General features: G+C 42.2%; 14 protein-coding genes and 1 pseudogene. 1 reads left to right on the plus strand and 14 read right to left on the minus strand.

Features of this window, described 5'->3' with window-relative positions:
* Positions 1-12: 12 nt before the first annotated feature.
* The 6 genes and pseudogenes from AKA01nite_RS03495 to AKA01nite_RS03520 all read right to left on the minus strand — a co-directional run bounded on the left by AKA01nite_RS03495 (position 13) and on the right by AKA01nite_RS03520 (position 9,404).
* Entirely contained in the window at positions 13-1,647 is a 1,635-nt protein-coding gene (locus AKA01nite_RS03495; RefSeq protein ID WP_146923860.1) for a glycoside hydrolase family 13 protein, read from the minus strand.
* Positions 1,648-1,669: 22 nt separating this feature from the next.
* On the minus strand, positions 1,670-2,332 hold the full coding sequence (pgmB, locus tag AKA01nite_RS03500) for a beta-phosphoglucomutase (RefSeq protein WP_186805075.1): 663 nt from the start codon (positions 2,330-2,332) through the stop codon (positions 1,670-1,672).
* A 541-nt stretch (positions 2,333-2,873) separates the two neighbouring features.
* Positions 2,874-5,144: a maltose phosphorylase MdxK gene (gene mdxK / locus AKA01nite_RS03505; RefSeq protein ID WP_146923861.1), complete on the minus strand. Its 2,271-nt coding sequence runs from the start codon at positions 5,142-5,144 to the stop codon at positions 2,874-2,876.
* A gap of 243 nt (positions 5,145-5,387) precedes the next feature.
* Positions 5,388-7,055: pseudogene (locus tag AKA01nite_RS03510) on the minus strand (glycoside hydrolase family 13 protein); the annotation flags it as partial.
* A gap of 282 nt (positions 7,056-7,337) precedes the next feature.
* Complete coding sequence (locus AKA01nite_RS03515; protein ID WP_146923865.1) at positions 7,338-8,285, minus strand: LacI family DNA-binding transcriptional regulator; 948 nt, start codon at positions 8,283-8,285, stop codon at positions 7,338-7,340.
* A 147-nt stretch (positions 8,286-8,432) separates the two neighbouring features.
* Entirely contained in the window at positions 8,433-9,404 is a 972-nt protein-coding gene (locus tag AKA01nite_RS03520) for a DUF2399 domain-containing protein (protein WP_186805076.1), read from the minus strand.
* Positions 9,405-9,641: 237 nt separating this feature from the next.
* Between AKA01nite_RS03520 and AKA01nite_RS03525 the strand changes: the two genes are divergently transcribed.
* Positions 9,642-11,894, plus strand: a complete 2,253-nt coding sequence (locus tag AKA01nite_RS03525) for a S8 family serine peptidase (RefSeq protein WP_186805077.1) — start codon at positions 9,642-9,644, stop codon at positions 11,892-11,894.
* A 154-nt stretch (positions 11,895-12,048) separates the two neighbouring features.
* Here AKA01nite_RS03525 and spxB read toward each other — a convergent pair whose 3' ends face one another.
* The 8 genes from spxB to AKA01nite_RS03565 form a co-directional block, all read right to left on the minus strand.
* Positions 12,049-13,830, minus strand: coding sequence for a pyruvate oxidase (spxB, locus tag AKA01nite_RS03530; RefSeq protein ID WP_371860851.1), 1,782 nt, complete (start codon positions 13,828-13,830; stop codon positions 12,049-12,051).
* A gap of 307 nt (positions 13,831-14,137) precedes the next feature.
* A complete protein-coding gene (locus tag AKA01nite_RS03535) occupies positions 14,138-14,467 on the minus strand; it encodes a hypothetical protein (protein WP_146923871.1) in 330 nt (109 codons plus the stop codon).
* Between the two features lie 94 nt (positions 14,468-14,561).
* Positions 14,562-15,257, minus strand: coding sequence for a hypothetical protein (locus AKA01nite_RS03540; RefSeq protein WP_146923872.1), 696 nt, complete (start codon positions 15,255-15,257; stop codon positions 14,562-14,564).
* Positions 15,250-16,164 (minus strand): hypothetical protein, encoded by a 915-nt coding sequence (locus tag AKA01nite_RS03545; RefSeq protein WP_146923875.1) that lies wholly within the window; start codon positions 16,162-16,164, stop codon positions 15,250-15,252. Before AKA01nite_RS03545 ends, AKA01nite_RS03540 begins: the two co-directional genes overlap by 8 nt.
* Positions 16,142-17,089: an ABC transporter ATP-binding protein gene (locus AKA01nite_RS03550; protein WP_146923876.1), complete on the minus strand. Its 948-nt coding sequence runs from the start codon at positions 17,087-17,089 to the stop codon at positions 16,142-16,144. The genes AKA01nite_RS03545 and AKA01nite_RS03550 overlap by 23 nt, the downstream gene beginning before the upstream one ends.
* Positions 17,086-18,279, minus strand: coding sequence for a hypothetical protein (locus tag AKA01nite_RS03555; RefSeq protein ID WP_146923878.1), 1,194 nt, complete (start codon positions 18,277-18,279; stop codon positions 17,086-17,088). Before AKA01nite_RS03555 ends, AKA01nite_RS03550 begins: the two co-directional genes overlap by 4 nt.
* A 10-nt stretch (positions 18,280-18,289) precedes the next feature.
* Entirely contained in the window at positions 18,290-19,456 is a 1,167-nt protein-coding gene (locus tag AKA01nite_RS03560; RefSeq protein WP_146923880.1) for a hypothetical protein, read from the minus strand.
* 399 nt (positions 19,457-19,855) lie between these two features.
* The gene (locus AKA01nite_RS03565) at positions 19,856-20,335 is read right to left on the minus strand and encodes a GNAT family N-acetyltransferase (RefSeq protein WP_146923882.1); all 480 of its coding nucleotides are present in this window, start codon (positions 20,333-20,335) and stop codon (positions 19,856-19,858) included.
* Between the last annotated feature and the right edge of the window lie 123 nt (positions 20,336-20,458).

Genomic DNA, 20,458 nt, shown 5'->3' on the forward strand with positions numbered 1-20,458 from the left:
TATTGCGTTCCCTTAACTACTATACTTTAATTCAACGACTATGGCTTCGAAAGGCTGCAAGGCAATTTTTGCCAAGTCGATTGTGTCTCTGTCATAATTTGAAACGATGATATTGCCGGCTTGTGCTTCATCAGGAAGTTCTAGACTGGTTTCGTTGCGACTGACGTTAGCTAGAACCAACCATGTCTTATTTTTGTAGTGACGTTTATAAGCAAAAACAGTGTTATGTTCAGGTAAAACCAGTTCATATTCGCCCCAGACTACGATCGGATTTTCTTTTCTTAGCCTGATCAGTTTTTGATAGGTATAAAATATGGAGTTTTTATCTTCTAATGCCGCCTCGACATTGATCTGTTCGTAATTGGGTTGAATGGGCAGCCAAGGTTTTCCTGTCGTAAAACCTGCTTCATGAGTGTCATCCCACTGCATGGGGGTTCTGGCGTTATCGCGTCCTTTGACATTGATAGCACGTATAAGTTCTTCTTTGGTGTAACCTTCGTCTAATCGTTCATTATACATATTGATGCTTTCGATATCATCCACTTCATCGATCGATTCGATCTTCCGGTTGGTCATCCCGATCTCTTCACCCTGATAGATATAGGGCGTCCCTTTCATCAGGTGAAGCAGGATCGCGAACAGCTTAGCACTTTCGACCCGGTAGTCTGTATCGTTTCCAAAACGGGAGACGATACGCGGAAGGTCGTGGTTGTTCCAGAACAGGCTGTTCCATCCCTGATTGCCAAGTTCCGTCTGCCATTTACTCAGTACACTTTTAAGTTCAGTTAAATCAAGTTCTTTGAGATCCCATTTTGTAGCACCCGGCTGTTCATCTAGCTGCATATGCTCAAACTGAAACACCATGGACAACTCTTCCCGAAAAGGATCAGAATAAAGTTTAGCTGTTTCAGGCGTTGCTCCCCAAGTTTCTCCAACCGTCATAACATCTTTATCTTTCAGTGTTTCCTGATGCATTTCTTGAAGGTAGTCATGGAGTTTGGGTCCGTTTCCGGTGATTTTTTCATCCGGCTTTTTACCGATCAAGTCAATAACGTCCATTCGGAAACCACCGACCCCTTTATCCAGCCAAAAATTCATCATGTCATAGACAGCCTTCCGAACGTTTTTATTTTCCCAGTTCAAATCCGGCTGTTTTTTACTGAATAAGTGCAAATAGTACTGCCCACTTTTTTCATCATATTCCCAGGCGGAACCGCTAAATGTCGATTTCAAATCATTCGGCGGTCCACCATCATCGGCTGGATCACGCCAAATATAATAGTCGCGGTAGTTATTGTCTTTGCCTTTTCTCGCTTCAATAAACCACTGGTGTTCGTCACTTGTGTGATTGACGACAAGGTCCATAATGATTTTTATGTTCCGTCTGTCTGCTTCTTTTATAAGCTGGTCCATGTCTTCCATCGTCCCGAATTCTGGATGGATAGCCTGATAATCACTGATATCATAGCCATTATCGTCGTTGGGTGACTGGTATACTGGACTCAGCCATATGGCATCAATACCCAGGTCCTCCAAGTAGTCCAAACGCTCGATGATTCCAGGTAGATCCCCGATTCCATCCCCATTGCTGTCATTAAAACTTCGCGGATAGATTTGATAAACTACCGCGTTCTGCCACCACCTCATGTCATTCTCCTTTGCGAATCATTCACTTTTCTGCTTGTTTCAATATATCTTTTAATTTCAGTTGTTTCGTTTCTTTAACAAAGTAATTAGCCTTTTGCATGGCTGTTTCTGATCCCACACCTACTGAAAACATGCCCGCCGCATTGATCGCCTCAATACCCGCTTCAGCGTCTTCAAGACCTATACACTCGGTTGGGTCCAGTCCTAATAATTCAGCGCCTTTAAGGAATATTTCCGGGTCGGGTTTCCCTGCATTAAGGGAAGCTGGATCGACGACTGTTCCTTTGAACAAGTCTTCGATTTCGAGCTGTCTGATTATTTTGGGTCCATTTTTACTTGCTGAAGCCAGTGCCATCTTAAGGTTTCTTTCTTGCACCTCTTTAAGTAATGCTTCTATTCCGGGAAGTAAATCATCGTGCGTGATTTTCTCGATGTATTGCTGGTACTCTTCATTTTTTTGAGCTGCAAGCTTTTGTTTTTCTTCTTTTGTATAGTCTTTTTCTTTATTTCCATGTTTAAGGATCAAGTCGAGCGATTCCATACGACTGATCCCTTTTAACTGCTCATTGAATTCCCGGTCGATTTCTATGTCAAGTTTTTCAGCCAGACTTTTCCAAGCTAAATAGTGATACTCTGCTGTATCCGTGATCACGCCGTCCAAGTCAAATATTAATCCTTTAATCATAATGTCTCCTCCTTGAAATGTTTATTTTTAAATGATGAAAAAAGAGAGATGTCCATCTCTCTTTTCATTATATCATTGCCTTCAAAGATCTCGTGCTTACTCATTTTCCTGTATTTACTTCGAAAGTGCTTACTCACTCACTGGTTACCTCTCGAGTTCGACATTTGCAGCTCGAAAGTACTTACTCAGCCACTGGTTACCTCATGAGTTCGACATCTGTAGCTCGAAAGTGCTTGCTCAGCCACTGCTTACCTCTCAAGTTCGACATTTGCAGCTCAAAAGTACTTACTCAGCCACTGGTTACCTCATGAGTTCGACATTTGCAGTTCAAAAGTGCTTACTCACTCACTCACTGCCTCATGAGTTCGACATTTGCACCTCAAAAGTGCATACTCAGCCACTGTTTACCTCTCGAGTTCGACATTCATGCGGCAAAAGTGCTCACTCACTCCAAAAATCTTATCTCAGTTAGCAGTAAGACCACTTTTCTTGACAAACGAACAGGAAGGAAGAAATCATCTTTGGATGATTTCAACCCTTTTTATTTTTGGATGGTTTGTTCCAGGCTGTCTTCGAGTAAAACCTCTTTACCATATAAATTAAAGTTCAGTGAATCACCTTCTTGTAGGTTGAATGCCACCGTTTCTTTGTCGACTGTGACTTTGATCAGTCGGCCACGATAATTCAGCTTGAACTCATAACCGTTCCACTGTTCTGGGCAGTAAGGTGAAAACGACAGATCTCCTGTCAGCGTGCGCATACCCGCAAATCCATGAACAATCGACAGCCAGCCCCCACTCATCGACGTCGTGTGCAGTCCATCTTCAGTATCATTGTTGTAGTTATCCAAATCCAAGCGCGCCGTCCGTTCGTACATCTCAAAGGCTTTTTCTTTTTTACCTAACTCTGATGCCAGAATCGAATGGACCAGAGGCGAAAGCGAAGATTCATGAACAGTCATCGGCTCGTAAAAGTCAAAATTGTTTTCTTTCTCGGATAGACTAAACTCATGATTCAAGAAGTATAGCCCCTGCAAGACATCTGCCTGTTTGATAAATGGCGAACGCAGAATTTTGTCCCATGACCAGTTCTGATTGATCGGACGTTCTTCAGGACTAAGTGACTTAACTGGCCGTAAATCTTTATCCAAGAAGGTGTCATGCTGAACGAAAATATCCAGTTCTTCATCTTTAGGGAAGTACATATCCTCAATAATATCTTTCCATTTTGCGATTTCTTCATCAGAAACGTTTAAACTGGTTTTCTTTTCATCAGACACTTTCTCCAGTGTTTCCAACGTATAGCGCAGTGTCCAGGTCGCCATTTTATTGGTGTACCAGTTGTTGTTGACGTTATTTTCATATTCATTTGGTCCTGTCACTCCGTGAATCATATATTTTTTATTGCGGTTTGAATAATGAACACGGTCCGCCCAGAAACGTGAAATCCCAGTGAGGACTTCAATACCCTGATCAAGTAAATAAGATTCGTCGCCATAATAAGTGGTGTAATTGAATATCGCATGGGCGATCGCGCCGTTACGATGTATTTCTTCAAAGGTTATCTCCCATTCATTGTGGCATTCGATGCCGGTAAAGGTGACCATCGGATATAAAGCGCCTTTCAGTCCCTGTTTGTCCGCATTGATATATGCTTCTTCAAGCTGATTATAGCGATACAAAAGAAGCTGCTTTGAAACTTCTTTATCCGTAATAGACAAATACATCGGAAGTATGCAGGCTTCTGTATCCCAGTATGTCGCGCCACCATATTTTTCGCCGGTAAACCCTTTTGGCCCCACGTTTAAACGAGGATCTTCGCCATAATAGGTTGAAAAGAGCTGGAATATATTGAATCGGATTCCCTGCTGGCTTTCCTGATCACCATCGATCACGACATCAGCATTGTTCCAGCGTGATTCCCACTCTGCAACGTGTGCATCTTTTAAATCAGTAAATGACTTTTCATTGGCCTCGCTTAAAATTTGTTCTGCTGCGTTGACTTGATCCGCCTCTTTGACATCGCGACTTGTTATGACAGAAACCTTTTTCGTCAAGGAAACCGTATCACCTTCCGATACCTTTCCTTTATAAGTTTCAGAAACTTTCATTTCCGTTTCATTATGATTTTCTTTACTCAAGCCTTTTACAGTACTACTCATCATTGTGGTTACTGTAAACCGCTCCGTCCCGAAATTATTTTCGACTGTTTTCGTCGTTAGATAAGGATGCGGCGTTGATCCACGATCACGTTCCAGCCAGAATTTTTCATCGTAGTTGCTGTCTTCATTCGTGACATCTCCATCTAAAAGAGGCATCATTTCAATGGATGGGTTGCCTTTAAGCACTTCTGCTCTAATATTTATGACAGCCAACTCTTTAGTTTCAGCACTGACAAAGCGTGAAAATGTTAAAGCAATCTCAGTATTCCCTTTCGACCAGGTGTAAGAACGGTTGAGGACGCCTGCTTTCATGTCCAGTTCCAACTGATAATCTTTTACTTCGTCTACAGCCAAATTAATAAGGTGTCCGTCGACCTTGATCATTACCGGGATAAAATTCGTGGCATTGATCACCTTGCCGAAGTACTCTGGATAGCCGATTTTCCACCAGCCTACACGCGTTTTATCAGGATACCAGACACCAGCCAAATATGTCCCGATATGAGTATCGCCAGAGTATCCTTCTTCAAAGTTTCCACGCAGTCCCATATATCCGTTACCGATCGCCGTTAAACTTTCTTGAACACGCTTATCTTTTTTAACCTCAGTGGTAATGACTTTCCACGGGTCAACTTTCGCTATTCTCTTCATTTTTTACACATCCTAATCTCTGAATTCTTACTACTGATCGTTTTTGATCGCTGCAAGCAGTACTTTTCTTTTTTTCGCTCGTTTTTGTTTTTCCATAAGGCGTTTTTTCTTTTCTTCTTCTTTATCCACGTAATAGTAAACGGAAAAACCGTTTTGGTCGAGGACTTCATCTTGTTCATATGTGTCGTCTCTAAAACCAAACACTTTTTGTGCGTCATTTGGAAGCAGCGGGAGGAAGGCAGCTTCTTCATCCTGATTAAAGAAGAAGTAAAGTTCCTGATTACCCAGCTTACGTTTAAAGCCAATGAACTGTTCATCGTCTCTAACGTCGTGCCATTCTGTTTCTCCGTAACTCAAAATTGCCTGATACTTTTTACGGAAGCGAATCAGTTCTTTTGAGAAGTGGAGCATGTCGTGGTCCTGTTTGTTTTCATCCCAGATCATACACTTTCGGCAGTCAGGGTCGGGGCCGCCGTCAAGGCCTACTTCTGTTCCATAATACATGCATGGGGCACCCGGTTGTGAATAAAGGAAGGTCATAGCTGCTTTAACCAGACTCTTATCTCCATACGCTTTTGTTAACACACGCGGCGTGTCATGGGAGTCTAAAAGGTTGAACATGACTTCACTTGTTTGCTTGCGATAAAGCATCAACTGACTATTAAGACTTGAAACCAAACGAGTCGGCGACAGGATTTTTTTAAAGAAGTAGTTTTCAATATTATCTGTAAAGGCATAGTTCATGACTGCGTGGAATTCATCCCCATTCAACCAGTTCTGGGAAGAATGCCAGATCTCACCTAAAATATACAAATCTTCTTTGATCGCTGTGGTTTCTTTGAAGAATCTTTTCCAGAAGAAATGATCCACTTCATTCGCGACATCCAATCGCCAGGCATCGATATCGAATTCTTCGATCCAGTAAGTTGCAATATCCAAAAGATACTCCTGGACCTCGGGATTGGCTGTATTCAGTTTTGGCATGTGACCCGTGAACGCAAACGTATCGTAATTGACGCGGCCCACATTTTCCAGTTCCTCCGTGCTCATACCACTGACATCCTGAACTGGAAAGGAGTGAATATAGAACCAGTCTTTGTATTTAGAATTTTCCTGATTCTCAAGTACATCCTGCCACTGGCTCGATTGGATACCCACATGATTAAAGACCGCATCGATCATGATTTTCATACCGCGCTTATGGGCTTCATCCACAACTTTTTTGAAAAGTGCTTTGTCACCAAAATCAGGATCGATTTCTTTGTAATCGATCGTATCGTACTTATGGTTGGAATGCGCCTTAAAGATGGGCGTAAAGTAAATTCCATTAATGCCTAAGTCTTCTAAATAGTCGAGACCATCGAGCACACCTTGAAGATCCCCTCCGTAAAAGTCATCGCGAGACGGATGTTCCTTGCTTGCCCATGGGAGAGTCCCTTTACGATCATTACTTTTGTCTCCGTTTCTAAAGCGATCCGGGAAAATCTGGTACCAAATCGTTTCACTCGCCCATTTTGGCGCACGGAAAGCATCGATTTCGTGTATATAAGGGACACGGAAGTAAAAATTCATTTGTTCAAGAAAGACTTCTTCAAAAGGATAGACACCTTGATCCGAATAAAAAATTTCGATGCCGTCCTTACCGATCACGCGAAAGCCATAAGCCATACGTTTTGTCGGCTCATGCGTATCGATCATCCAATAATCATGCATCGTCGTGGTGGCCACTTTTTTCATTTCTTTTCCTTGTTTGTACCATTTCTGTTCATCCAGGGCATAAGGATCCCCACTGATCAGTTCAACACTATCAACATCTTTTGCTTTCGTACGTATACGAATATGATAATGTCCCCGTTCATATAAATAAGCATATTCACTTTCTGAGCGGTGATAAATTGCTGCTGTATCCATAAAAATCTCCTTCTATTTATATATTTTTTCCCTGATTTTTCTCATCGTCCACTTCACGATCTTAAAGCGGTTTCAACCCGATTTTAGCATCTGGAAATAATTATACAAGAACAATTGCTGTGTTATCGGTAACAGGATAACACATAACCATAAAAAAAGATGGTTTTATTTTTGTCCGCATTATATCACTTTAGAGCCGCTTAGCTTGTCTGCAAAAACAACAAAAAGCTTCTGGCTAAACTAATTAATAGTCTAACCAGAAGCTTTTTTCCATAAATAAATTTACCGTGTGGTTCCCCCGCGCTTCAACTCTGTTTCAAATAACTGATTCCCTTGAGCTTTGCCCTCTTCATTTACTTTTTTGAGTACCATTCTGGCACAGGCAGCGCCCATTTCTGTGATGGACTGTTTAAGTGTCGTTAAATGCGGGTAAGCGATCTGATCTAAAAAGACGCCGTCATGACCGATGACACCATAATCCTCAGGAATAATACCATTCTGCTCTTTTATTTCTCTGACGACTCCCAACCCTAACCGATCAGACGCACATAGAAAAAGTGTGTTTTCAGAGAATTTACCCCAGTTTTCTTTTATAAAAGCGGCTGAGTAGCGCGAACGATTTTTCAGATTGTAAATACAAGGTTTTTTCCCGTAATCATTCATCACTTTAATGTAGCCCTTCTCTCTGGAATGGGAAAAAGGTTCATCGATCGCGATGCCGAGGTAGACAATTTTTTCATATCCTTTTTCAATAGCATACTTCGTTGCCTTGGCCATACTCTCCTCGTTATTACTATCAATGAAATCTGTCCCCATTTCGTTCTGCCCAAACAGAACGACCGGTTTATCCAAACTTTTGATGAGCGTTTCGTCTTCTCGTCGCATGCCACAAACGATAAAGCCGTCTGAATCACCGATCTGAACGTTATTTCGAGTTAAGAGCTGGAGACTATAGGCATATTTATCCAATTCGTTCGCTATTCCTGTCAGTAAAAACATGTAATAGGGTTCCGTCGTATCCATTTCTTCCAAAATCAGTAGTTTGATGATTTGAGTCCGTTTATTTGCCAAGGCCTTTGCTGCCGCATTGGGGCGGTAATTCAGTTCCCTCATAGCCTCGTAGACAAGTTCTTTTAATTCGTCTCTGACCTGCTCGGGATGATTGATCACACGTGAGACAGTCATTTTTGAGACGTTCGCTTTCTTTGCAACATCAGTTAATGTAGCCAAAGGTTTTCTCCTTTCACTATTCTTTCAATTAAAATTATATCAGTCTACCGTCGAGTATAACACAGAGGACAAAACAATTGAGCCCCTCTATTTTGATTTTTACATGAATTTTTCAGCTATCATTAAACTAAGATCTGACGGTTCCTGTTATTTCCTATAGTAGTGTGTCAGTTTTTCTATTAAATCATCAATAACTATTATCAGATTCCCCGGATGCCCTTGGTCACGCATTTCATCTTTCAAGGTAGCCAGGTAATCGACGTGCTGTTTTTTCAGTAACATATAATCTGATTCAGTCAGATTTACTTCAGTGTCTTTGGCTTTCAGATAGGTTTTGATATCCATGTGCCACGTCCGGACCTTACCCGGGTAACGCAGCAGCAGCTCTTCTGCTCTCACGACCCCAAGTGGTGTCAAGTCTCCGATAAAGCGCAGTTCTGACCCGCTGTCGATCAAACGGTCAAACACTTCCCAAGCTGTTCGGGTCCATTTCTGCCGGGTACAGATCATTGGAAGGACCGGAACACGATCGGTGATTCGACTGAACACTTCCGCATCATCCACGACCCATACGATGGGTTGTTCATGCGCCGGATAAATTGCTTTGAGTTTTCCTATTTCTCTTAGAGGAATGGTCAAGACACTATGACTCCAGGCTGCCGCTTCCCATACAGGATGATACCCCGCTCGCGTTTCGGCGAACAGGTTAGTCAATGTCACTGAGTCTGAAATATCCTCTCGAAACAAAAGGTAGTCCTGGAGCAGGACATCTATGTCTTCTTCCTTTTTTGGATACATGACCGGTTCAGTTTTATCAAGTCTTTTCGTTTCAGCTAATAGATGAAGCCATAGTTTCCCAAGCATACGCGTCGGGTTAAAGGCATTGGCATCCAAGGTAATGATCTGACTGAATACTGACAGACTGATCGGCCGTGTCGGCAGCAGCCGGATGCCTTCAGATAAATAAAGCAGCATCTGTTCAAAGGTTTCGGGTGACTCTTCGATATAATCAATTATCCACTTGATATCGTCACTGTTTTCTATCAAGTAAAACAACCAGTCATTCACTAGAGGGAACTCTGCCTGTAAATAACTGAGGAAATACTCACGATCATACATACAAAGACACGTCCTTTTATTTACTGTCGTTGTTCTATCCATTCTAGTTTACCATTTTTTTAACTGTATCTCATAATTTTAACAAAATGTGACGGAACCTTTCATATTCTCTATTTTGGAGTGCTTTTCGTCACTTGTGTTAACCTTTAGTATGATAGTATGTTATTAATGATTACAAAACACTGAATGAAAAAAACTGGACATCATGGAAGATGGACATTAAAGGAGTCAGATGGTGTGAATTCAAATTATATGAAAAAAGGAATAGAAGGACTACTACTTGTCTTTCTTCTCTCTATCTTTTTACCCGCTGGAGTGATCTTTGCAGAAGAAAAGGCAAGAGATACTGGAATAGATCCGTACATTGATATCATCGTTCGATATGAAGGGGAGGTTCCTGATGAAGCATCATTAGATACGCGCTATAAAAATATTAAAACAATGGACGTCTTGCCTATCCAGACCATGTCCGTTCCAATATCAGCAGTTAGAGAAATCAGTCTGCAGGAAAATGTCAGACGCATCACGTATGATCAGGAAGTTGAGACCAGTCAGTCTACTTATGAAATCAGCAGTGAAGACTGGAATCAGGACATGGTCGGTTCATTCGATGCTTTGACAGAGGGTTATACTGGAAAGAATGTGAGCGTAGCTATACTGGATACAGGTTTCTACAAGCATCCAGAAATCACTTACTCAGGTGGATACAGCATTTTTGGAGAAGAAGATGAGCTGGGTCCGGATCCATGGACAAATGACCATTCCGGACATGGCACACATGTTGCAGGGATCATAGGCGCCATGCCAGGTTCACGGACTCAAGGCGTGGCACCAGGCGTCGATCTTTATGGTGTCAAGGTTTATCATGAAAGTAACGGATCCAAAACCCGAGTCGGGAATTTACTCGCCGGACTCAACTGGGCGATCAAAAATGGCAGTGATATCATCGTCATCAGTTCAGGTTACGAACATCAAAACAATGAGGTGCACGAAGTTATACAACTGGCTGCCAGCAAAGGGATCATGACGATCGCAGCAAGCGGGAACATGACGGAGGACAATGTGACGAGCGATTATCCTGCTGCTCATGATGAGGTTATTGCGGTATCTGGTGTTGACCAGAAACAAAACCATGTCAGTGATTCGATGATAGCATACGAGAACGAGCTGGCGGCACCGGGACAAAATATTTTAAGTCTCAGCACCGATGGCACACATACAGCGATGTCCGGTACGTCTCAAGCCGCACCACACGTTGCAGGGGTCGCGGCACTTTTAATGGAGAAATACCCCGACGACAGTGCCCGTGCTATCCGTCAGAGGATGATCGATTGCGCTTTGGATTTAGGTGAGCCCGGACGGGATCTTATTTATGGCTACGGCCTAGTTCAATATGATAAAAAAGGTTCAGCTGAAAAAACACCAGAAGAACAACCTAAAGAAAACCCAGATGAAACCGGGAATCCTTCCAAAGACACCTCAGAAGAACCTTCGGAAGAAAAACAAAAATATCCTGATGAAAAAAGTGATGTCATAGAAGGTAACCCACCAAAGGATCAGGACGAGTCAGCGGACAGGATACCTTCTGATTCTAAAAAACCAGACGAGTCTCAAGACGAAAAGTCAGAAAATGATTTAGCTGACGAAGAATCATCTCAAACAAAGGATGAAAAGGAACAGGCTGATAAAGAAGACATAACCGAAGAAGAGGATGAGGCCGAATCAACCGATAAGTCTAAAGATAAAGAACAGTCCCTTCAGCAAAAGACTGTCTGGGTCCGGCCTCAAGAGGCGAACGGCACTGCAAAAGTGACAGATAAAGACTTGATGGCTGTGGCGGAAAATGGTGTTCTAGCCGTATCTTTTGATGCATCGCTCAGTCATTTAGATTGTATTCAATTATCCCGGGAGCAAGTAGAGATGGTAAGAGATAAGCACATCGTTCTCCTGGTTGCTCGGGCAGATTTAGAATGGGTCATTCCTTCTTCCAATCTATCAGATGGTGACGCTCTGCTTTCTTTTGAACAGATAAATGAAACGACAGCTTTTGAGGATATCTCAAAAGGTGACATTCTCTCTTTCAGTATCGAGCAAAACGGTCAGCGTACGAGTGAATTTCCTTCTCAGATGACCTACCGCTTTTTCACACCGGCAGCAGAGTTTAATCAGGATGCCTTATATCAGTGGAATGAAGCCAATGAAACATGGCATATGCTGGGGGACGCTTATACAAAAGGTGGTGTTGTAGGCGTAACGACTGAAACACCTGCACTTGCTGTATTTAACCCAGCAGAGCTGACTTCCGTTCAAGAAAAGAATGACTCAGAAAATAACCATTCAGTGGAGGATAAAATTGAATCATCCGATGAAACTGAAACAGAGACGGCTGCTGATGAAAGTTCATCTGATTTCCCCATCGTATTGAGCAGTATTATCGTGGTTATTGTATCCGTTTCTGGTGGCTTTTACTTTTTCGGCGGTAAGAACTAAGTAAGGTTTACACCGAAACATCACTTAAATATAGCGATACACAAATGCCGTGACGCAACGTTCAGTAATCTATGTTTCAGTGTTTATCATAAGTTCTATTAAAAAAAGAGAGAACTGCCTTTTTAAGCAGCCCTCTCTTTTTTTCTTTTTGCTTTTATTTAAGTCTTGATTTTAGTCCTTCCTGTTCAAGGAAATGATAAAATGGTCTCAATTCTTCTGCTTCATACCGTTTCTTGAATGCTTTGATTTCCTGTTCTTCAAAGCGTCTGGGATCAAGTTCCAGTGATTCAACTGGAATGGGACGATCTGTACTTATTTTTATATCTACAAGCACGGTTCGCCCGGCTTTTTCGTGTTCGACTGCTTTCTTGAGCACGCCTTCCAGCTCACTGATCTCTGTGACTGTATAAGCGATCGCACCTTGCGCTTCGGCTATTTTTGCATAATCCACATCTTTAAAATCGACCCCATAATAAGCATGATTCGTGTCTTCCTGTTCGGCTTTAATAAAGGCATATTCTGTATTTGAAAAAACAATGTTGATGATCGGCAGCCCATATTGTCTAGTAGTAATAATATCCTGCATGACCATAGAAAAAGCTCCATCACCGGTCAGGTTCCAGACTTGACGATCAGGGAAATCAGCTTTAGCCGCGATCGCACCGGGTAAGCCGTTTCCCATAGTCGCGAAGACGCCTGACGTCCGCCACATGTTTTCAGTCGTCATATGCAAGTGTCGCACAGAAGTCTGTGTTGTATTTCCAACATCCACTGAGTAAATAGCATCTTCATCCGCGACTTGGTTGATCGCGTTATAAGCCTGATAGATCTGCAGCTCTCCCTCGGTTTTCTTCTCCAGCTTATCTGTGTAAGCTTTCCAGTTCTTGATATTTTTTATGTTCGCCCGGTACCAGGGTGTTTCTTCTTTTTCTGGTATTTTATCAGTGATCGATCGTATGGCTTCGCCTGCATCACCAAGAATAGCAACATCTGTATCATGACGTTTGCCCAGTCTCTGTGGATCGATATCGATCTGAATGAACTTATCGAGTCGATCGAATATATCCGTTACTTCAGAGAAAGGATAATTACTTCCGGCGAACAGGACCACGTCCGCTTCTTCAAAGACTTCAACAGCCGGTTTTCTGGAGACACGATGAGCTGACCCTAAGAAGGCTTCAAAATCATGCGGGAAGTTATCATAATTGATTCCAGTAATGGCGACGGGTGCTTTCAGTTTCTGCGACAAAGCCATCACTGCATCACCATTACCGCGCGTACCGATACCTGCATAGATCACGGGTCTTTCCGCTTTTTCAAGTAGTTTCGCAGCTTCATCGATATCCTGTTCGTTCAAAGCAGGAGCCGGCATTTTTTTATAGGACTTTGCGGAAGCATACCAGCTATCATTATCAATCTCGACCCAACCGTAATCTACCGGCACTTCAACAGCTGCGACACCGTTTCGGGCTACGGCTGTCCGGATCGCTTCATCAATGATTTTAGGCAGCTGCTCGGGATAAGCGACGCGACGATTGTAAACAGCGACATCCGCAAACAAAGGATTATGATTCATTTCCTGAAAGGCATCCATATTGATTTCGTGTTCTGCCCGCTGGCCGATGATCGCTAAAACGGGGACACCGTCTTCCCGAGCATCGTATAAGCCATTCATCAAATGCGTCGCTCCCGGTCCCGCTGATCCCAAGGCAACTCCTATTTCTCCAGTAAATTTCGCGTGCATCGATGCTGCCAGAGCCCCTACTTCTTCGTGCCGTACTTGAATGAAGCGGATGTTGTCTTTTTCTTTTTTCAAGGCATCCATCCACGAATTGAGTGTTCCGGCAGGCAGGCCATACACATTTTTGACGCCCCAGCTTTCCATCACTTTAACTGCTGCGACGCCTGCTTCGATCATGTTGCTTTTTTTATTCATTCCTTATCACCCTTTTCTCTCGTTTGCACTTCATCTTTTCTGGTCGGTCATCAGTTTTTCCAGTGATTTCCTTCATATACATATCATATCATTCACAGGCAGTGATTCAATTATTAGACATTGAAACTTTCTCTGCTGATATCTGCGTGGTGCTATAGTATCTTCCTTTTCCTGATTTTTGTTTTATTTAGAGTAATGCCTTGGCCGTTCAGTCCAAGGCTTTAAAAATACTTCTTATTTTTAACCAAAATAAAAGCCCCGCTTAAGTCATTTGACAAAAGCAGGACTCACATTATCACATTTCTTTCTACCTGAACGAGTAGGAAGACCCCCGGCGCTTCGTTTTATTACGAAGCTTATAAACAATTGGATTAAGTACGGCCAGCAAAAGTATCCCTAAAAACATGTAGAAGGTTATAGAATCATCTTCCAAAGAAAGATTTTCCAAAAACATATTTTCAGTGATGATCAAGGCGATGGCTACTGCAGCATGAGTGATCGATACGATAAGCACGGAAAAGAATGTGACGTTCGTATCTCGTCTTTTTGGCAGAATAGACAAGACAAGGAACAGACCTAAAATGAACAGGATCAATCCAAAAACCAAGCGAAACTGTGTGAATACTTCTAAATTCATAATATTCTCCTTTGATTTCGTTTCTTTTATTATTTTACAAGGCTTAGAGTCAAAACACAACGACGAGTTGATTATCTGCTTTTATAGAAGACCGTTAATAAAACTGTCTCCCGAAGTTCCAGCCGCTGATCATTTCGTTGATCGATATTGCACTGTTCAAATCAACATCCCCTAACTCTCTCTGTTCAGATTTCGGCAGTGAAAGCGAGTCGAATACAACATCCGGCTCACTGTAAAAGCCAATGTTTCCAAAACGCTTATCCGTCAAGGTGAATTTTATCCCCTTCAGTTCACGCTGATTTTCAGACCAATCGATTTCCCCCTGCAGGATAAAGACATACTGGTCTTCTTTTCCATAAGTAAAATAATGATTGTCCCCTTTCGCTCCGGCGTAATCATAGTCAAAAGGACGAGTGACTTCTTCTGCTTCGTACATATCGAGTGCCAGCAGATTTTCTTTCAATGAATCCGAACGACGATAGGCCTTCACTATAGTAGGATCTTCTCTTGTTTCTATGCCCAGTATGGTTTGTGAGGCGCGTACCCCCGGATCGATGTGCTCGTTCTGCTCTATCCAGTCATTGCACGACAGATGCCCGTAGATGAAATAAGCCGCACTGATCCCCAGTAAAGCAAGATAACTGAGAGTGATGACTTTCCTTTTACGCTGGCCGGGTTCTGTGTAAGAAAAGGCAAGCACAAAGACGATCGTCAAAAAAAGCAGGACGATAATGATCAACGGTATCATGAACGTATAAAACTGCTCAGCTCTTATCCAGGATTCATACATGTGGTTCTCCTTTATTTACTTTAAGTTCCAGCCAGTCAACCATTGGAAGATATAATTTATCTCCTTCTTTCAAAGAAATGACCGCCTTCTTCACCTCATTGCTCTGATCGTCCTCAGACTCCGGCGTACCCTCACCCTCTATTTTAAACATCACTCCATTCAGCTCGGGAGGAGAAGGCCTGCCCCCCCTGTTGTGCGTCAACTCGACGACTTCTATCTTTCCTTCCGTAAAGTGATAAATGACTGATGTACGGGGAGCAGAAAATTCTTCCAGGGTATAAAGACCTGCTTTTATGTGTTTTCCCACTTCATGATGTCCGGCCCTTAAGAACTCTGACGACTCGGGACCAGATGTTGCTTTTATATCAAAGTCATTTAGCAGATCTTCTTTATTGTAGTGGGCATGAATTTCAGACGTCTCTCCATCGACTTTTACTGTCTGTCCCTCACGCAAGTCAGCTACTGCCTGCATCACGCCGGCTCTTTCCTGAAAGTGGTTTTCAAAAGTAACGTCTCCATCAGTATCATACACGGTCACATTACCGGCACGGATCGTGAATACTTGAGGGCTGAAATCACTGGGCTGCCCTTCAAAAATGACCCGCCCTTCAGGTAGATCCTCCCCTACACGATAAGTACCGACTTTCAAAGTCACGGCCTCTCTATCCGAAAATTCCAATGAAGGTTCGAATAATGTATCACTCAGCGGGTATCTAAAATAATTTTCTTCATTGTCCGCATCGATCTGCTGCGTTGAAGCATATCGATCGATAGCTGCTTCATTGGGTTCCACAGGTTCACCGTCATACAGAGGCGTTCTTATCCCAGCGAAAGACCAGCCGGTCAGGAACATAAAAAGTAGGGAGACAAGAATTATCGGCTTTTTATTTTGCAAGAGATACGTCATCCTGATGCCCCCTGTCGAATGAATGGATTTTAAGACCATATAAATAAGAATAATATTCAGAAGTGCCCAAAGATCCCACAGTGATCTCGACATTTTTCAAATGACGCAACTGTTTATAAATCGCCAGCTGTTCGGCTTCACTTAGCTGATCAAGCGGGATGCACAGCACGTTGTTGCCCAAATACATGGTTTTATCCGGCAGGGAAACCGTCTCTTTCAACAGCTCCGCCTGTTCCTGGGTGCATAGTAATTTGAAGTAATCCTTCTTTTCATCCTCATGGTCAAAGATGAAGTGGATATGCTTTTCTTTAAGGAAAAACACTTTATTGGCATACTCGTCCAAGTTGTCCAGCAAATGGGAAGCGACGATGATGATTTTTCCCTGCCCTCTCAGCTCGATCAGGATATCTGAAACAAGAGAGACATTTTCAGGGTCCAGGCTGTTCATCACTTCATCCATAAACATTATCGGTGTGTCAGAAGCAATGACCATCGCAAAACATAGGCGCTGACGCATCCCGAGTGAATAAGTACTGACTTTACGGTCGACATAATCGTTCATTTCCAACCGATCGATGATGTTTCTCACCTGGTCTTTTTTACCTGACCACATTTCTGCGTACATTTCGATATGCTCTGTCCCCGTGAAATTTTCATGCAGATCGGACTGATCAGGGAAAAATGTGATCAACTGATGCAGTTTCAGTACATCCTTGTCTTTTGACGTATATTCTTTGTCATCGACAAAAATTTGTCCTGATTTTACGGGAATGAACCGCATGATCGCATTGAACAAGGTCGTTTTCCCCGTCCCATTGGGCGCAACCAGACCGATGATCTGTCCATCAGTTAATTTGAAAGAGATATCATTTAAGATCTCGCGGTCTCCGTAAGCGACGGTTAAATTCTTTACTTCTAATGTCATTGCGTTACTCTCCTTTTCAGTCCAGATCGACGAGTCGGGATCAATTTAAAGATGATATGGAAAACAGCTTCAAGGAACAACCAGACACCCAGCGATACGATCGGTAATTTCCAGAAGGTGATGCCGGGAAGGTTGAATAGTCGGGCACTTTCCCCTTTCACAACCGAAATGACTTCCGTATAAAAAGACGGTTGCCAGGACGTTATCGGATCAAATACCATCCATAACTGCGGAAGGAAAAACAGAACAGCCGCGATGAAAAGCGTCAGGTAAATATTTTGGATCATCCAGCTGAGGCCGGTAATGATCAGCAGTAAAATGTAGCTGACGAGCATGCCAAGACCGAATAACAACAGCCCGTACTCCCACAATGGAATATATGTTATGGTTTGATCAATGTAAAGAGCAACAGGATAACTTAAGCTTCCGGTCGTTTCAAAAAATAGTGATAGAACGTAGCTTACCCCGAATCCCAGCAAGGCACTTACCCAAGTCATCAGCCACAGTATAAAGCTGCGTGTGCGCCACTCTGTTTTTAAAGGCACCGGTAAGCCCTGCGTCACACTATAATGATTTACTTGATCTTTCGTGAAATGATCTCCGGCCAGCAAAGCAATAAAAATAAATAAAACAATCGAAATAAACAGTTCCAGCTCTGCTTTTAAAATCTCGGATGATGCATAGGGATTCCATTCAATAGCTAAATCATTTTCAGCCAGGGCAGCATAAAAGGCAAGCTCTTGTTCGATCTCAGCTTTTGTAGGTAAGTAGACAGATGTTAATATGTCGTGGGACTCAAAGGCTGTGGCCTCAAGTAAAAACAGATTGTTTTCTGCCATCTGTCTCCCGTTTTCCAAATAATTGGAAACAACATCTTCCACGCCTTCCACCGTATTGCCTTCACGCTGGGATAAGATATAACGGTTAAGCCCGATCAAAGTGGAATTACGTCCTAGACGTCGTTCCACTTCTTCTCCAAGTTCTCCTTCAAAATGCGCATCGGGGATCAGTTTGAAAATATTATGAGCATCACTGTATTCTGAACGCAGCTGTATTTCAGGTAAAACGATATTCTGCTGACGGTAAAGCAAGGAGAATGAACCTAAGAACAGAAATAAACCAATAAGTATCAATCGTGTTTTCCAGTCCCTTAAAAGTAAACGTCCATTCCATTTTAAAATACGTTTCATCCTTCTCCTCCTATCTTAAGTAAGCCTGTCGCTTGATCGATTTAGCCGCTGTGTAATTCAGTATCTCAATAATGAGTAAAGTCACAGCGAGAACAACCAAACCTCTATCATAAGGAAGACCCAGTCTATTCGTTATAACTTCCCCAAAGGAGTAATAACTTTGTGGATAAAAAGACAGCGGGATACCAAAAAGCTTGTCCGTGGCAGCACTGTAATAAAGTTGTGGGAACAAAAGAACAAATACTGATGCGATAAAGGTTACGGTATCATGTTTGATTATCAGACTGAACAGTGTATTCAGTCGTGTGAACCCGTACATTAAAACAATTAGATAAGGCAGACTTTTTACTAAGAATGTCCCGATTTCCATTGTAGATGGTGAAGGAGGTAAATAGGCTGAAGCAGCTTCTTTTATTATTCCGACCGGCATAGCGAAAGAACCGAAACCATGGAGCAGTCCGTTTAAAAGAATAAAGAGAGTCGTCAACCCGACAAAGAATACGGTTGCAAATCCGAGCGCTGCTACTGACTGAATAAACAAATAATTAAACCAGTTAAAAGGGACCCCTGCTTTTTGTGTGCGCAGTGACCGATCCTTTATGATGACATCACTGATCATGAAAAGTAATATCAAAAGCAGGACATAAGGACCTTTGCCGATCAAGAACAGATGAAGCTGCTGCAGACTCGTCCGTTCGTGCACCATATGAAAAGTCAAAGGTTCTGCTTTATTTAAATAATAGTCTGTTTTCTGTTCAGTAAAGTACTGTTCATCATTGTAACCTTGAATGGCAAATGCTCTTCCCAAGTCATCTTCTTTCTCTTTGTCAACCGGTCTATAAGGGATTTCAAGATACCGTCTGACATCACCGTTGTTCAATACTGTCAGTAATTCCCGCTGGTTCACATATTCATTTCTGGCAACCTCATACGCACTCGTTCCGGTGAAAAAGGTAGGAACAGTGATCCCCTTCTCCAGTTGATCCTCAAAGGTCTGCCGATTTGCTTCCATCTGGCGCTCGAGCTGGGTGATATCGACTTCATTGGCTCCCGGTCTATTGGGTAAAAGTATCAAACTATGTAAAAGAACGCCGCCTAAACACAAAACCATGACTAACCGATTTTTTTTATTCCGCCACATATAAGTGACTGTTTCACTCATTATCTGTCTTATCATATAATCGCCCTTTATTGTTTTTATAACTCATTTGTTTAATCATTTTATCATATAAACACAACAAATAAAGGTTATTTATCATTTTAATTTAATCTTCAAGTATCAATAAAGTGATTTCTACTTTATTACTCAAGGGGCACTGGTCCACCAATAGTGTTTCGGTGTATCTCTTTTTTAATTAAAAGGTTTATCCTCGTCTGCTGACGAGGATTTCATTTTGAGCGTGTCTACGTTTTTTTAGTTTTTGAGTCAAGTTGAGTAGCGCAACATGTTTAATCGTACTCTTTTGATCGTCTTTTGACTACTCAGAAGGATTTTATTTTGGGTTAGTTGATATGGGTGATATATCGACCTACTCACAAGAGTTTTACTTTGAGTTGTACCATATCATTGCTCTATCTACCAAAACTCCTCGTATAAATACCAGGTATCACAAGCGTTATGCTCTGATCCTTCCAAAGGTTCACTCAACTTTTTAAATCCATATTTTTCGTAGAGGTTGTTTGCTGTATCAAGGGCAGCGAATGTATCGATATAGCAGGCTCCATAATTTTCTTCCGCAAATTCCAGCGCCTTTTTCATCAATAAATGCCCGTATCCCTTCCCCTGTTCCTGATCACTGATATAAAGTTTCTGCAGTTCCCCCACTGTTTCACTTTGACCAAATGAACCGATCCCGCCTCCTCCAATGACTTTTCCTTCTTTATCAAGAACCCAGTAAGCATGGTTCGGTTTTTGGTAATAATCATAGAGCGAAAACAAATATGGATCGTAGTAAGCTGTCCCCGGTAAATTCAAACCTCTCTTTTCTAGCGATTCTTGAACGATTTCTCCCACTGCATGATTGTCTCTCTTCTCGATAGGTCTCAATTTAACCATCTCATTCTCCCCCTTATTTCTTGAAGTATAGCGGTTACTTTATTTTCCTTCAATATTATAGAGTATATGGTTGCATAATTATGAATAGAGTTTGTTATACTTATGAAGTAGAAGAAGGAGGAT

This window comes from Alkalibacterium kapii, assembly GCF_007988865.1.
GTDB lineage: Bacteria > Bacillota > Bacilli > Lactobacillales > Carnobacteriaceae_A > Alkalibacterium > Alkalibacterium kapii.

What these genes read in the sequence shown, in the direction of transcription:
- AKA01nite_RS03535 (WP_146923871.1), bottom strand. Translation starts at nt 14,467, where the DNA reads ATGAATTTAGAAGTATTCACACAGTTTCGCTTGGTTTTTGGATTGATC.
- mdxK (WP_146923861.1), bottom strand. Translation starts at nt 5,144, where the DNA reads ATGAAGAGAATAGCGAAAGTTGACCCGTGGAAAGTCATTACCACTGAG.
- AKA01nite_RS03495 (WP_146923860.1), bottom strand. Translation starts at nt 1,647, where the DNA reads ATGAGGTGGTGGCAGAACGCGGTAGTTTATCAAATCTATCCGCGAAGT.
- AKA01nite_RS03565 (WP_146923882.1), bottom strand. Translation starts at nt 20,335, where the DNA reads ATGGTTAAATTGAGACCTATCGAGAAGAGAGACAATCATGCAGTGGGA.
- AKA01nite_RS03555 (WP_146923878.1), bottom strand. Translation starts at nt 18,279, where the DNA reads ATGAAACGTATTTTAAAATGGAATGGACGTTTACTTTTAAGGGACTGG.
- AKA01nite_RS03545 (WP_146923875.1), bottom strand. Translation starts at nt 16,164, where the DNA reads ATGACGTATCTCTTGCAAAATAAAAAGCCGATAATTCTTGTCTCCCTA.
- AKA01nite_RS03520 (WP_186805076.1), bottom strand. Translation starts at nt 9,404, where the DNA reads ATGTATGATCGTGAGTATTTCCTCAGTTATTTACAGGCAGAGTTCCCT.
- AKA01nite_RS03550 (WP_146923876.1), bottom strand. Translation starts at nt 17,089, where the DNA reads ATGACATTAGAAGTAAAGAATTTAACCGTCGCTTACGGAGACCGCGAG.
- spxB (WP_371860851.1), bottom strand. Translation starts at nt 13,830, where the DNA reads ATGAATAAAAAAAGCAACATGATCGAAGCAGGCGTCGCAGCAGTTAAA.
- AKA01nite_RS03560 (WP_146923880.1), bottom strand. Translation starts at nt 19,456, where the DNA reads ATGATAAGACAGATAATGAGTGAAACAGTCACTTATATGTGGCGGAAT.
- AKA01nite_RS03540 (WP_146923872.1), bottom strand. Translation starts at nt 15,257, where the DNA reads ATGTATGAATCCTGGATAAGAGCTGAGCAGTTTTATACGTTCATGATA.
- pgmB (WP_186805075.1), bottom strand. Translation starts at nt 2,332, where the DNA reads ATGATTAAAGGATTAATATTTGACTTGGACGGCGTGATCACGGATACA.